The organism is Candidatus Bathyarchaeota archaeon (assembly GCA_026014585.1).
In the GTDB taxonomy this organism is placed as follows: Archaea; Thermoproteota; Bathyarchaeia; order Bathyarchaeales; family Bathycorpusculaceae; genus Bathycorpusculum.
In genome coordinates, this window is record JAOZIA010000002.1 from 466,811 (window position 1) to 480,510 (window position 13,700).

General features: G+C 42.9%; 13 protein-coding genes. 9 read left to right on the forward strand and 4 right to left on the reverse strand.

Annotation, left to right across the window (positions count from 1 at the left end; translation table 11 throughout):
* The first annotated feature begins 51 nt into the window (after positions 1 to 51).
* The 3 genes from NWF01_02660 (at position 52) to NWF01_02670 (ending at position 1,622) form a co-directional block, all read left to right on the forward strand.
* Entirely contained in the window at positions 52 to 486 is a 435-nt protein-coding gene (locus NWF01_02660; GenBank protein MCW4023919.1) for a CBS domain-containing protein, read from the forward strand.
* 18 nt (positions 487 to 504) lie between these two features.
* Positions 505 to 1,074, forward strand: a complete 570-nt coding sequence (locus NWF01_02665) for a nucleoside 2-deoxyribosyltransferase (GenBank protein MCW4023920.1) — start codon at positions 505 to 507, stop codon at positions 1,072 to 1,074.
* A 95-nt stretch (positions 1,075 to 1,169) separates the two neighbouring features.
* On the forward strand, positions 1,170 to 1,622 hold the full coding sequence (locus tag NWF01_02670; protein MCW4023921.1) for a YbaN family protein: 453 nt from the start codon (positions 1,170 to 1,172) through the stop codon (positions 1,620 to 1,622).
* Between the two features lie 8 nt (positions 1,623 to 1,630).
* On the opposite strand, the gene NWF01_02675 is transcribed toward NWF01_02670, so the two are convergent.
* Positions 1,631 to 2,848 carry an NADP-dependent isocitrate dehydrogenase gene (locus NWF01_02675; GenBank protein MCW4023922.1) on the reverse strand — a complete coding sequence of 406 codons (1,218 nt, stop codon included), beginning with the start codon at positions 2,846 to 2,848 and terminating at the stop codon, positions 1,631 to 1,633.
* Between the two features lies 1 nt (position 2,849).
* Positions 2,850 to 4,796 (reverse strand): aconitate hydratase, encoded by a 1,947-nt coding sequence (locus tag NWF01_02680; protein ID MCW4023923.1) that lies wholly within the window; start codon positions 4,794 to 4,796, stop codon positions 2,850 to 2,852.
* 170 nt (positions 4,797 to 4,966) lie between these two features.
* On the opposite strand from NWF01_02680, the gene NWF01_02685 reads away from it, so the two are divergent.
* Positions 4,967 to 5,911, forward strand: a complete 945-nt coding sequence (locus NWF01_02685) for a hypothetical protein (protein ID MCW4023924.1) — start codon at positions 4,967 to 4,969, stop codon at positions 5,909 to 5,911.
* A gap of 51 nt (positions 5,912 to 5,962) precedes the next feature.
* Here NWF01_02685 and NWF01_02690 read toward each other — a convergent pair whose 3' ends face one another.
* Positions 5,963 to 6,265: a hypothetical protein gene (locus NWF01_02690; GenBank protein ID MCW4023925.1), complete on the reverse strand. Its 303-nt coding sequence runs from the start codon at positions 6,263 to 6,265 to the stop codon at positions 5,963 to 5,965.
* A 159-nt stretch (positions 6,266 to 6,424) separates the two neighbouring features.
* On the opposite strand from NWF01_02690, the gene NWF01_02695 reads away from it, so the two are divergent.
* From NWF01_02695 to NWF01_02715, 5 genes are all read left to right on the forward strand, one after another.
* The gene (locus tag NWF01_02695) at positions 6,425 to 8,500 is read left to right on the forward strand and encodes a radical SAM protein (protein ID MCW4023926.1); all 2,076 of its coding nucleotides are present in this window, start codon (positions 6,425 to 6,427) and stop codon (positions 8,498 to 8,500) included.
* 283 nt (positions 8,501 to 8,783) lie between these two features.
* Positions 8,784 to 9,983, forward strand: a complete 1,200-nt coding sequence (locus NWF01_02700) for a magnesium transporter (protein ID MCW4023927.1) — start codon at positions 8,784 to 8,786, stop codon at positions 9,981 to 9,983.
* A 57-nt stretch (positions 9,984 to 10,040) separates the two neighbouring features.
* Complete coding sequence (locus NWF01_02705) at positions 10,041 to 11,243, forward strand: hypothetical protein (protein ID MCW4023928.1); 1,203 nt, start codon at positions 10,041 to 10,043, stop codon at positions 11,241 to 11,243.
* 62 nt (positions 11,244 to 11,305) lie between these two features.
* Positions 11,306 to 11,635, forward strand: a complete 330-nt coding sequence (locus NWF01_02710; protein MCW4023929.1) for a hypothetical protein — start codon at positions 11,306 to 11,308, stop codon at positions 11,633 to 11,635.
* Between the two features lie 68 nt (positions 11,636 to 11,703).
* Entirely contained in the window at positions 11,704 to 12,327 is a 624-nt protein-coding gene (locus tag NWF01_02715) for an orotate phosphoribosyltransferase (protein ID MCW4023930.1), read from the forward strand.
* Between the two features lie 336 nt (positions 12,328 to 12,663).
* Here NWF01_02715 and NWF01_02720 read toward each other — a convergent pair whose 3' ends face one another.
* Entirely contained in the window at positions 12,664 to 13,641 is a 978-nt protein-coding gene (locus tag NWF01_02720) for an aminoglycoside phosphotransferase family protein (protein MCW4023931.1), read from the reverse strand.
* Positions 13,642 to 13,700: the final 59 nt, after the last annotated feature.

Sequence of the window (13,700 nt, forward strand, 5' to 3'; positions counted from 1 at the left end):
CCTTAAAGGTCAAGGAAGCTTTTTATTTTAATGAATTCTTCATAAAACTTTATGGCATCTGTTAAAGACATAATGACCAAAGACGTGGTTAAAATTTCACCTGACAAAACAGTTCTTGAAGCAGCAGAAATTATGGATTCAAAAACGTTAGGTTGCTTAATAATCACCCAAAACGATGAACCAGTTGGAATAGTTACGGAAAGGGACATCGTGCGTAGAATCGTCGCCAAAAAACTGCCATACACGGTACAGGTTTCAGAAATAATGAGTAAAAACCTTGTCGTTGCCGAACAAGACTCTTCACTAAAAGAAGCAGCACGGCTTATGTCAAGTCATAAAATCAGGCGATTACCCGTGGTTAAAGAAGGCAAACTAGTTGGCATCGTTGTTGCTTCAGATTTTGTACGTAACGCGGGAAAGAAAAGCACCACCGAAGAAATCCTTGAGGCAATGGGGCGCTACTCATCAAATACAAGCCCAATATAAGCCCTTGACGTGATTGCTTTGCCGCCAATACGTGTTTATCTTGCTGGACCCGAAGTTTTCCTAACCAACGCCAAAGAAGCGGGCGAGCAGAAAAAGGCGTTATGCCGCAAATACGGGTTTGAAGGCGCTTACCCATTGGATGGCGAAGTAGACCCAGCGGGTAAAACAGCCAGAGAATTAGGCTTATATATTAGTCAAGTAAATGAGCAACTAATCAAAAGTTGCCAAATCCTAATTGCGAATCTTACGCCGTTTAGGGGGATTAGTGCGGATGTTGGCACTGTTTTTGAGTTGGGGTTTGCTCACGGGTTAGGCTTGAAGGTTTATGCCTACACCAATGTTACCCTGCCGTTCACTGAACGCGCAGTAAACGCCCTCAAACAGGTTCACCGTAGCGAAGATGGTAAACTGCGGGACTCTTTGGGCATGTTTATTGAGGACGTTGAATTAACGGATAATTTGATGATTGACGGTTGCATAAACGCTAACAGTAAACACCTTATTGTTGAACAGGCACCTGACGGGGAATTGTTTACATATCTTGGTGGTTTTGAAAAATGTTTAGTTGCTGCCCGGAAAAGGGTTTAGCTAAATAATGTAAAGGTATTTTTGCATGCTTTTTCTCTTTTTGGGTTCCTGCGGGTTTTTTAGTCAGAATGCGAAATTAACTTGGGTTGCTATCTGTGAACGCTGGAAAACCTGAAACTGCAAACTGTGAAAAAAAACATACCAGTATCGTTAGGGCACTGTGTCTCTCGTTGGGCATAGTTTGTATTGTTTTAGGCACCATAGGAATAGCGTTGCCAATTTTGCCGACCACACCGTTTCTTTTGGCTGCGTCTGCTTGTTTTTGCAAAAGCTCCGAACGCATGAACAATTGGCTGCTTAACAACAAATGGTTTGGTTCCTACATCCGAAACTACAAAGAAGGACATGGAATTCCAATGAAAACAAAAATTATCGCGTTAGCCGTGCTATGGATAACCATAGGTGTGTCAACTGTTTTCTTTTTAGGTCACATGCTGCCAGATTTTCTAGTGCTGCCAATGCAGTTAGTCATGGGAGCCGTGGCGGTTGGCGTAACCATTCATATTGCCAGGTTACCCACTTCAGAAAAAACAAAACCTAAAAAATAAAATGAAGATTATTCAAAGTTCTTTTTGAGGTTCTTTGCAAGCTCAGCGATAAACTCTTCAGTGTCAACCTGCCGGTTTTTGGAGTCAGGGGTTGCAACCCGCAGTAAATCGCCAGTCATAACACCGCTCTCAACAGTTACAATTGCTGCCTGCTCCAACTTATTAGCAAAATCAACCACTTCAGGTGTACCGTCCAGTTCACCGCGTTTCTTTAAGCCACCTGTCCAAGCAAAAATCAGCGCCATACTGTTACTTGAGGTCTTCTCGCCTTTCAGATACTTATAGTAGTGACGCTGAACAGTTCCGTGAGATGCCTCAAACTCATAATATCCTTCAGGACTGACCAGCACTGAAGTCATCATTGCTAAGCTGCCATAGGCTGAGCCCAGCATGTCACTCATTACGTCACCGTCATAATTTTTGCATGCCCAAAGCAAGCCGCCTTCAGTTTTCATTATTCGGGCAACGGTGTCATCGATTAGTGTGAAGTTGTAGATTAAGCCTGCAGCCTCGAATTTTTCTTTCCAGTTAACCTGATACTCTGCCTCGAAGACTTTTTTGAATTCTCCATCGTAAGTTTTAGATATAGTGTCTTTAGCGCCAAACCACACATCCAACTTCTGGTCATATGCGTAGGTGAAACATGCTTTAGCGAAACTTGCTATTGACTTGTCGGTGTTGTGGATGCCTTGAATGATTCCGGAACCCTTGAAGTCATGGATTGTTCCACGCCAAAGTTCCTTGCCGGCGCTGTTTGTGAAAACCATCTCGGCTTTTCCAGCTTCGGGCACGCGGTATTCAAGGTTTTTGTATATGTCGCCGTAGGCGTGTCTGCCGATGTGGATGGGTTTTTTCCAGGCTCTGACTGCGGGCGGCACGTTTTTGACTATGATTGGTGCTCGAAAAACGGTTCCGTCTAAGGCTGCTCTTATGGTTCCGTTTGGGCTATTCCATTCCTTTTTGAGGTTGTATTCTTTGATACGTTCCTTGTTGGGGGTGATGGTTGCGCATTTTACGCCGACGCCATATTTTTTGATGGCTTCTGCCGCGTCAAGGGTGACTTGGTCGTTGGTGTCGTCCCTGTTTTTCAGGTGCAAGTCATAGTAGTCAAGTTTCATGTCCAGATAGGGCAGTAGAAGCTGGTCTTTGACCATTTTCCACATTACCCGTGTCATTTCGTCGCCGTCAAGCTCAACAATGGGGGTTTTAACAATTATTTTATTCATTCTATTTTCCTCCACTTGCCTTAACCGTGTAAGGCAGTAATCCGCCTTCGAAGAGGATACTTTTTTGTCTCTGCGAAAGGTTGTATATAAGCTCAATTTCCAAATTTTTGGTTTTATCCACCAGAATTACTGCTTCATTATTCTGCAGTTTCTCTTTGAGGTTTGGAACCTCTATTTCGTCACCCTGAGATATCTTGTCATAGTCTGCCATGTCCTTGAAACTGAAGGGGATGATGCCAAAGTTGACCAAGTTTGCGGCGTGAATGCGTTCAATCGATTTAGCAATGACTGCTTTTACATCCAGATACATTGGACAAAGCGCTGCATGCTCTCTTGAGCTACCCTGTCCATAAGACTCACCCGCAACAACCACTGTAGCTAAGCCTTTTGCTTTGGCGTCAAGAGCCCGAGCAGGGAAGGCTTTGTCAACTGGTTCAAACACGTACTTTGAGTACTCGGGAACATTACTACGGTATTTGAGGCGAGCACCTGCGGGCATTATGTGGTCGGTTGTGATTTTATCGCCAACTTTGATGTCCACTACACCTTTAAGTTCAGGAGCCATCGGGGTGTTGACTGGTGGAGCACCAATATTGGGACCTCTTGCTATTGTTACTGTGCTGTCAGCGTTTTTGGGGAAAATAAACATGGAATCATCAATGAAGAATTGGCTGGGCATGTCAACTTTGGGGTATAGCATGCTAAATGTTCGGGGGTCAGTGACTTTGCCTGTGACTGCGGAAACCGCTGCTACTTCGGGGCTAACCAAGTAAACTTGAGCGTCTGCGGTGCCGCTTCTGCCCTCAAAGTTTCGGTTACTGGTTCTTAGCGAAACGCCAGCGGACTTGGGGCTTTGACTGTTACCAATGCAAAATCCACATGCCGATTCTAGCAATCGGGCACCTGAATCCAGCAAATCACTAATGTAGCCATCTCTGGTTGCCATCTGAAGCACCTGTCTTGAGCCGGGAGCAACACCGAAAGAGACGTCAGGGTGTACTTTTTTGCCTTTCATTATTTTTGCTGCAGTTGCTATTTCCTTATAGGAGGAGTTGGTACAGGAGCCCAGCATGACTTGGTCGACTTTGAGGTCTTTTAATTGGCTGATTTTTATGATGTTACCTGGGCTATGGGGTGCCGCGGCTAAGGGTTCAATTTTGCTAAGGTCAAGCTCAACCACTCTGTCGTATTCTGCGTCATCATCTGCTTTGAGTTCAACCCAGTCGGCTTCTCTGCCCTGTGCTTTTAGGAACTTTAGGGTTTGCTCATCAGAGGGAAAAATACTTGTGGTTACACCCATTTCCGCACCCATATTTGTGATTGTGGCTCTTTCGGGCACACTAAGATTTTGAACGCCTGGACCAGCATACTCCATGACTACACCCACGTTTCCTTTTACGGAGAAAATCTCCAGCATTTTAAGGACAACATCTTTAGCGCTGACCCATGACTGCAGGTTGCCTGTGAGGTTGATTTTGTAAACTTTTGGGCATACAAGATAGAATTCGCCGCCGCCCATTGCAACAGCAACATCTAAGCCTCCTGCTCCAATAGCTATCATGCCTATACCGCCGCCTGTAGGTGTGTGGCTGTCGCTGCCCAGCAAAGTTTTGCCAGGTTTACCAAATCGTTCAAGATGGACTTGGTGACAGATTCCGTTTCCTGCTTTGGAGTAGATTATGCCATATTTTGCGGCGACTGTTTGCAGGTACTTGTGGTCGTCCGCGTTTTCAAAGCCGACTTGGATGGTATTGTGGTCGACGTAGCTTACGGAAAGCTCGGTTTTTACCTGTTTTAGTCCCATTGCTTCAAACTGTAGATATGCCATGGTTCCTGTGGCGTCTTGGGTGAGGGTTTGGTCGATTCGTATGCCGATTTCTCGCCCCGCTACGTATTCGCCTACGACTAAGTGATTTTCAATTATTTTTTGAGTGAGGGATTTGCCCAATGATTGTCTCTCCTTACAAGCTCGCGTTTCTATGAGGGTATATGTCAATTAAGCGTTACAGAAATGCTTTTTTATATTCTTTAAGCAATCTGCACTCTGTTTTGGTTGTATGAGCGATTAGGTATCAAATATAATAAGGAAACAGGTATTGGTAAGCTGATGGGTCAATTATGCGTTGGTCTTCCCAGAAAAAACGAAACGTCCTCATTTTAGGCATAATAGTGCTTATTGCCTTGAACCTTTACACTTTCGTGGTTGCTTACCCTGAAACCTACACGCCCTCCTCAGGAATCTCCAACGGACCAATACTGGCAAAAGATTTCTCAGCATACTACATCGGGTCCTGGAAACTTTGGAATGACCCCGCGCAAATATACAACATGAACTCTTCAGCGCCACAGCAACCCGCCATTTTGCCGTATCCTCAAGGCTACAAGTACCTGCCATCATTTCTTGTTTTGACTTCTCCGTTGCTTTTGCTGGATTATCAGGATGCGCTTTTGGCTTTTGATATTGTGCAGTTTCTGTTTTTGCCCTTCATTGCCTTCTTCATTTACAAACTCATGAACAACAAGCCACTTGCCTTAACCTTCATAGTGTTGCTTGTCGCGTTGCTTTTGCCGTTTCCCACCGAGAACTGGGGAGCCTCACCGAGTTATTATTGGCAGTGGGGTGAGGGTCAAGCCAAAGTTGCAGTTCTTTTTTTGTTAACACTTAGTTTCTATCTTGGGAGTAAAGGAAAAACTGTTTTGTCAGGTATTGTTTTTGCTTTGGGATTTTTTGACCCAAGATTTGGACTATTAGCTATTCCTCTATTCTTGTTGTTTAATCGTGCAAACCTTAAAACTGCAATCGTGTCTACTGTTGCCGCTTTGGCTGTTTCTAATATGATGCTACTTTATCCTCCAATGGGATACGGCTTCTTAAGCATGGTTTTCTTCAGGGGAGTTCCAACACCAGTTTACTATTACGCCTACATTCCCCTGCTCACTTTGCTGGCGCTAATGCTGATTAACCTTAAGGAGTTGGTTGCATTGTTTGATTACAAAGAAATCTTTGCCAAATTCACAGGAAAGCAAAAACAAGAAGCAAAGAAATCATTGGTGAAAAATTAAAATGTAGCTTTTGGAAAGGTTTGAGCGTAAGAAAAAGTAACAGGTGAGTTTTTAGCCCATCATTATGTTGTGGCTATGGCCTTCGCCTTCGTTTTCTTCACTGATATGGTGCATGACATGGAGGCCTAAGCCAGTTGCGGCGCCTGCAGCTAATCCGATGAGCAGATTGTTAAGCCAAGCGTATTGCCCAACTAATCCGATTACTACTAAGATGTCAAAGCCTAACGCGACTGCTAAATAGCCAGCGCACCACATTTTAACGCTCATTCCACGGGGCTTGTTTATACCTATTCCGCCAAGCACACCCATCATTATCAAAAAACCAACTAATGCATAAATCCAATCGTAACTCAAATTTTCCACCTATTTAGTTGGCTATGTTCTTTTGTGGTCTTAAATAGTTATCTAATCGGCGCCTGCTTTTACCTTCAACACGTACTTTTGCAAGTATTGTACCGTTACCTTTTTTACATTCACAACCCAAAACTTTTCAATTTAAGTGGTGGCTACATATTGAACTTTGACCAAACACACTGTCACAAGTGGGCGCTACTTCTTCTTGAGCGACAAAAAAAGCTGACACAAGCAACAGAAGCAATCAACAATCAAAACTTTGATGTTGCCCAGAAATTATTTAACGAAATCTTCACTGGAGCATACGTTGGAAGAAATGTTGACCCGGGCATGGCAGGTTCGCTTCTTTATCACATGGCTATGATTACCAAGATGGAATCTGAAACCCACGTGCTTCTAGAAGAGTTAAAGGTGAATCCGCCTGAAGTTTCTGAAAAACTAAACGAGTTCTACGACGCCTTTGTTTCAGATGCCACAGAACTCATTCAACCGTTAGGCATCAGCGTTAACGCACAAGAAGCAGCCGCCAAACCAAAATTGACCACTGAACAAAAAATTGCGCTCTTTTCGGATTTATCGGCAGATAATAAAAAAGTCAAAGCCATGCTAAAAACCAAAGACCTCAAAGCCACCAGCACTTTTAGTCAAATGTTTAAGGCTTGGGCAAGTCAAATTGTTCAGATGCGGCTTATTCAAGAATACGAAACCATCAAGGGCTTGCTGACTCTATCTGAACTCTCCAAATCACTGGGTTTCTCAACAGTTGAAGCGGCTATGGAACGTGTGCAGGACAAATTTGGGCAGGAAACAGTCAATATTGCTCTTGATGTTACGCTTAAGGTAGGGCTACGACGAGAAAAATTGCAGTCAGTCATGCTTAGCGACCACTATATTAAATTCAAAATGGATGCAGGCAAACTGGATGGTGACATGACCTTTATGAACTGTCCCATTTACGGAAGCCACAAGTACGGACAAGAAAAATATAACATAAAACCTGAGGTGTCCGCTCTTTTCTGTAAGCACTTCTGCTTTGCCCACGCAAAAGCTATGCTAAACACTGTGCTCCCATTCCCGTTTACGCTTTGGCAACCTAAAACAATGGCTAATGAAGGCAGCTGCGAGTTTTACCTCAAACTTGCCCATTCACCAACGGCGCAGCCAAATGAGCGATTTGTACCTTTAATCTTGTCTTGGAATGTTACCCGAGAGTGTAACATGAAATGCAGCCACTGCTACATCAACGCAACCGACAAAAAACTCCAAAATGAACTCACCACAGAAGAAGCAAAAAATCTCATCGAACAAATCGCAGAAGTCAGCCACCCACTGTTAATACTAAGCGGCGGCGAACCAATGTTACGAGCAGACATTTACGAGCTTATTCGGTATGGAGCTTCTAAGGGGTTGAAGATGGGTCTGGGCAGCAACGGTATGTTAATTGATGATGCGGCAGCAGATAAGCTTAAGGAAGCAGGTATCGCAACGGTGTCCATTAGTATAGACTCAAACATTCCAGAGCAACATGATGAGTTTCGTGGCGTTCAGGGTTCATGGCAAAAAGCAGTTGATGCAATTGTTGCGCTCAGAAAACGGGGCGTACTTGTTCAGGTTAATACGACACTAACGCAGGAGAACTACAACCAAATCGATGATATCATGACTTTGTCAGAAAACTTGGGTGTAGAGAATTTTCATTTGTTCTTCCTTGTACCAACTGGTAGAGCAACAAAAATGTCAGATATCTCACCTGAAAAATATGAGCAAATGATAACTGAAACCTTTGCCAAAACGGCAAAACACAAGCTAAACGTTAAGCCATCGTGTGCTCCTCAGTTCATGCGAATTTCCAAAGATATGGGCTTGGACATGCGTCAATGGATTCGGGGCTGCGTTGCAGGAATGTATTACATTAGAATTTACCCCAACGGCGAAGTAACACCCTGTCCATACATGCCAGTAAAACTGGGTAACATCCGCGAAAAAAGTTTCAAAGACATCTGGTTCGGCTCGGAGATGCTCAAGGCTCTGCGGAACCCAGATTGCCTAAAAGGGAAATGTGGTGTGTGTGAGTTTAAGGAGATCTGTGGTGGCTGCAGAGCACGTGCCTATGGGCTTTCAAGCGATTTTATTGATTACTGCGGCGACTTACATGAACCAACAGAATTAGCAGGCGACTATTTAGCTGAAGATCCATGGTGTGTTTACCAACCGAAAGCACAAAGGAAACCTTAGCTGACACTGGAAATTTGAGACAGAAACTATTTAAGCAAAAGCTTTCTTTGACAAAAGTTCAGTGTTAACAAAAATGGCTTTGGCAGCCCGTAAACCGCATCAGGCTGGACCGCCAAAACAGGAAACCGAGGCGAAAACACATGAGAAGAGTCCACCTTTACCCTTATTCAAGAAATGTTTTAGCGGTGTCCTTAAATGGTTTGTTAAAATGCCAAGCTACAAAAACTCCGTGGAACCACATTAAACCCCTCTTTGGTTTGCCTTTTGTTTAGGAGGGGAAAATATGGCACATGTAGGGCTTTCAAAGAACTTTCTAGGAATGGTTAAGGAAACTTCAACAGCATACCTTTTTGACATGGGCGGTGTGCTTGCAGGATTTTTAATTGCCTATGGAATAGGTATCTTTGACAAAGCCCCGTGGGCAATAGCAATCTACCCAGCGATACTCAGCTCCAAAGGGATAATCAATGGTTTATTTAGCAGTCGCCTAAGCGCAGCCCTGCACCTTGGAACAGTAAAACCCCAGTTTCTTAAAAACCAAAAAGGACTATACAAAATTCTTGAAGCCATAATAGTTTTAACTCTAATTTTAAGCGCGGCAGTCAGTTTGTTTGCACTCATTTTTGGCACCATGTTTTGGGGGATTACTCTTGCTGATTTTTTTAGCATTTTATTGGTCATAATTGCAACTATGACGTTGGGGCTTCTCATTACTTTGGTTACCATGCAGGTAACTTTTGTATCTTTCAAAAGAGGCTTAGACCCAGACACAACCACTTATCCGTTAATGTCAACAATATCAAATATTCTAATCACACTTTGCTTTATCGGCGTGTTGAACCTGTTCTTTTTCGGAACCATGGGACAATGGATTATCGCAGCTATTTGCTTAATCCACGTGTTTTTAGCGGTAGTATTTATTCCCCATAACCTAAGGGTTTCCGAATTTACACGGACAATCAAAGAGTCCATCTTACCACTGGTGCTGGTAGCTTTCCTTGTCAACATCACAGGCACAGTTCTCAAAACAGTAAACAGTATTGCCGCAAACCCAAAACCACTTTTAACTCTTTACCCACCCATGATAGACATTGTTGGCGACGTTGGGCTAATTGTAGGTTCAACAGCAACAACAAAACTTGCGTTAGGCTTACTTAGACCATCTTTTTCATCAATCAAGAATCATCTGAGAAACATTTCCAGTGCATGGCTTGCTTCGATTGTAATGTTTGTCATCTTGGCAGCTTTAGCACTTGTTTTCAATGGACTGTTTTCAGTTGCAAGTTTTTCAAATCTTGCCTTAGTTTTGATAGTTACTAACGCAGTATCTGTTTTAGCAATTGTTATGGTAACTTTCTTTGTTTCCCTGATTACTTTCAGAAAAGGCTTGGATCCTGACTCTTTCGTTCTTCCTTTGCTCACTGCCCTCGCAGACAGCATAGCGACCGCGGCACTTCTCTTAGCATTGTTTATTTTGGTGTGATTTATGGAAAAATGAAATATTCTAGAAGCTCATCTGAGTATTTGGAGCGATAATTAATTGCCCCGATTTGAAAAAATAGAATACCAACCAATTCCCGTTCGAGACCTTCTGCTTGAAATGAAGAATCTCTCCGAACTCATGATTGACTTAGCTTACTCCTCAGCACTCTACAATGACCATGACTTAGCGGAGGATGTTTTAGCTCTTGAACGCAGGGTCGACAACCTTTCCTATCTACTTGAAATTGAAATTATGATCGCAGCAAGAGACGCCCAAGATGCTCAAGATTTAATCGGCGTGTCTGCTGTGGCAAGTGCAACGGATAAAATTTCTGACGCCGCCGCAGACATAGCAGGCATTATAACTCACAATATCGGTATTCACCCTATAGTGGGAGAAATTTTTGAAAAAGTTGAAGAACGCCTCATAAAAGTAACTGTCAAGCCAAACTCTGAAATCGTGAACAAAAAAGTAGAAGAGCTGGATTTAGCGGCAAGAATGGGTGTTGACATTATTGCAATACGTCGAAATAATGATTGGATACTTAATCCCAAAGAGGAAGAAACAATCCGTCAAGGCGACATATTAATTACTCGAGGAGCCCCCAAGGGTGTTTTACATTTCAAAGATTTAGCTGAAGGTAGACTTGCCCAGCTTGATATGCACCAGCAGGAACATTTCAAGGAAATCGTTTCTAAATTTGTCGAGTTAAAAAACACCTCCGAAGTGATGATGGACCTAGCCTATACATCACTGCTACTCAACAGTAAAGAATTAGCAGAAGAAGTAGAAAGACTTGAAGAACACATGGATAGTTTACATACAGACTTTGAATTACACGCGTTAACAAGTGATTTCAAAAAAGAAGAAGCCGCAGGCTTTTTGGGGTTAATTCGTTTAGGGGTTGCAACTGAAAAAATTGCTGATGCCGCCGCTGAAATGGCTGAAGTAGTATTACGAGGCGTGGAACTTCATCCGGTTCTTAAACTTGCAATTGAAGATGCTGAAGAAACTGTTGTTCAAGTCTGCGTAACAGAAGACTCCACATTGGTAAACAAGACTCTAAAAGAGGCAAGGATACATGAAGAAACAGGCATGGAAGTACTGGTCATCAAACGAGACGAAAAAAGCATGCGCCCCCGAATGGACTCGACAATACATGCAGGTGACATACTTGTTGCTTCTGGCTATGCTGAAGGAGCCGAAGATTTCAAAAAACTAGCGTCCCCAAGCCAAAACTGCGATGTTGAAGAGGATTAATCTCCCTGAAATTCATTACCTCTATAAACCTCAAGATTATTTGATACTTGGGAGGCTAATCATTGCTGAAGGAAAAGATTGCCGCTGGAAAAATCCATATATGCCAAAATCTCGCTTGCAGAAAAGTTTTCTCAGAACCCATCAAAGTTGAGAAACTAAAAGCCCCAAAAAAAGAACCGTACCTAGCCTGCCCCTTTTGCCTAACCGAAATAAACACCGAAGAAAAAACTGAAGCAACGCTAAATGAAAACATTATAGAAAAGCCAGAAAACTGTCCGCATTTTATGGGCTTTCTAAGTGAAAAGCCACACGAAGAGGGGTTCCCAGAGGAATGCTTAACGTGTAAGGTAATAGTTAGATGCATGTTTGCGGCGCCCAAAAATTCAAACTAACCATGTTTTGCAGTGTTTGTTGGTAAAGGGTTAAATTGCCAATTTAGCATTTTCACATAGGAATCACTATGACTACTGATAAAAACAAAGTTGCAAATGCCCTGTACGAGTCAGGATGCGTAAAATTTGGCGCCTTCAAAATCAAGTCAGGCGCAATCAGCCCATACTACATTGACATGGCACGTCTACTATCCAACCCAAAACAGTTATGCATAATAGCAGAAGTTGCCGCCAAATCCATCCGGCAGATTATGGCATCTGAACAAATCAACAAGTTAGCCTCCATCGAGCTTAAAGGCGCTTTGATTGCTCCAAGCATTGCCTGCAAGCTGGATTTGCCCTGTGTTATTGTGCGTAAAGAAGACAAAGCTTATGGTGTTACGGGCAGAATTGCAGGCGCTGATGTTGTTGCAGATGATAATCTCTTGTTTTTTGATGATGTTGTTAGCGAGGGATTATCCAAGATTGAAGGCGTAAAACCACTCACAGAACTTGGTGGGAAAGTGAAGCATTTGATGGTTGTAGTAAATCGCGAGCAGGGCGGAAAAGAAAAACTTGAAGCCGCAGGTTTTCAGGTTCATGCATTGACAAAAATATCCCAAGTAGTTGAGGCATTACAAGAATCAGGTAAAATTACTAGTCACCAAGCCCAGATAGTGCTCAGCTACATCAAAAATCCTAACAGCGGGTAGCTTATAATACTGTTTTTTCTCCACTGTACCATTTAACGATTTCTTCTATTACCCTGCGGGGGTATCCAATTTCAAAGAGGGCACACCTCAAATCGTCAAATGTCTCTATTTCCATTTGATACACACGCTGTCCCTATTATCATGTATCGTGACTCTTTATATATGCTTTCAGTTCGTCTCTGGAATATATCGAAAACAAAACTATATGGTGTTAAAGTAGCTGTTAACGTCAAGCCAATCAAAGCGGTCATCCTTCAAAATGTTCTTTGCAAACTTGAGCAGTTTCACTCGAACATCCACACTTGAAGTGGGATACAAAATTGGGGATGCAACAACTCAAGCGCGCCAAGCAAAGAAAGGAGCAATAACCTCCAGAATCTCTGTATCACCTGTTTTATGCAGATAATTTTGCCAAAACATCCAAAACAACCGCTCAAAAACACCGTTCAACTCACCATGCTTCTGCAATGAATAAAACAGATAATTAATACTCAGCGCCGCCAAGTCATCTGCTGGTTCACCCCATTCGCCTCTGCTTCTGTTAAGCACTGTGAAATCAGTACCTTCTCGGAAGAGAATGTTCCAAGGGTGAAAATCCCCGTGAATCTGGCAGAGTCTGTGCGTTTTAGTTTTTAGTTCCCAGCGCCAATTCACACAGTCTTTTTCAATATCCATAAAATATGATTTGTTAACGTAAGCGAATTCTCGTGGGTAACTGTCTAAAAGCCCCATTATGCATTCACCGTGACCGACTAAATCCCTTATACGCCGAACATACAAACTGGGCGAGTTAAAGCGTGTTTTGTGGATCTCAACCAGATAATCAGACAAAGCAAGGCAACGCATCTCATCAAACTCGCTCAGCAAGCCAGCCTTTATACGGTCCAAATCAGAACTGTACAGTTTGCCCTCAACAAAATCTGTTAAAATAAAAAACTCGTTGCCCTTACCAACAGATTTGAGTTGCCCGCCACTCTCAAAAGCGCCAACATCAACAGAGTGCACATGTCTGGGAAGCTTGTTAAAGGCTGAGTTTTGCCAAATCAGAATCTGAGCGCGGTCAGAAAAATTGTTGTGACCAAACTGGTCAGTTGGACGGATAGTCTGCAAAATTACGCGCCTAATCTTTTCTTTTGCTTTGAACTCGATTACGTATGGGTAACCATATGCGACTCCCTTTAGTTCTGTCAATGTACCAGAGGCATCTCCGAGTTTCCAAACTTTCAAAATTTCCACATGTTCACTCAGTAATGAGTTTAGGTATTGCTGGATAGCCTTTGTTGGCAACATCAAAAAAGCATCAGTGGTACCCATTGGCATAATCACCTTATTTGAAAAATAACTGTTTTGGGATTTAAACCTTAACGATACCT

Excerpts from the sequence above, each read along its gene's own strand:
- NWF01_02660 (MCW4023919.1), top strand. The coding sequence starts at position 52 with ATGGCATCTGTTAAAGACATAATGACCAAAGACGTGGTTAAAATTTCA.
- NWF01_02675 (MCW4023922.1), bottom strand. The coding sequence starts at position 2,848 with ATGAATAAAATAATTGTTAAAACCCCCATTGTTGAGCTTGACGGCGAC.
- NWF01_02685 (MCW4023924.1), top strand. The coding sequence starts at position 4,967 with ATGCGTTGGTCTTCCCAGAAAAAACGAAACGTCCTCATTTTAGGCATA.
- NWF01_02700 (MCW4023927.1), top strand. The coding sequence starts at position 8,784 with ATGGCACATGTAGGGCTTTCAAAGAACTTTCTAGGAATGGTTAAGGAA.
- NWF01_02715 (MCW4023930.1), top strand. The coding sequence starts at position 11,704 with ATGACTACTGATAAAAACAAAGTTGCAAATGCCCTGTACGAGTCAGGA.
- NWF01_02720 (MCW4023931.1), bottom strand. The coding sequence starts at position 13,641 with ATGGGTACCACTGATGCTTTTTTGATGTTGCCAACAAAGGCTATCCAG.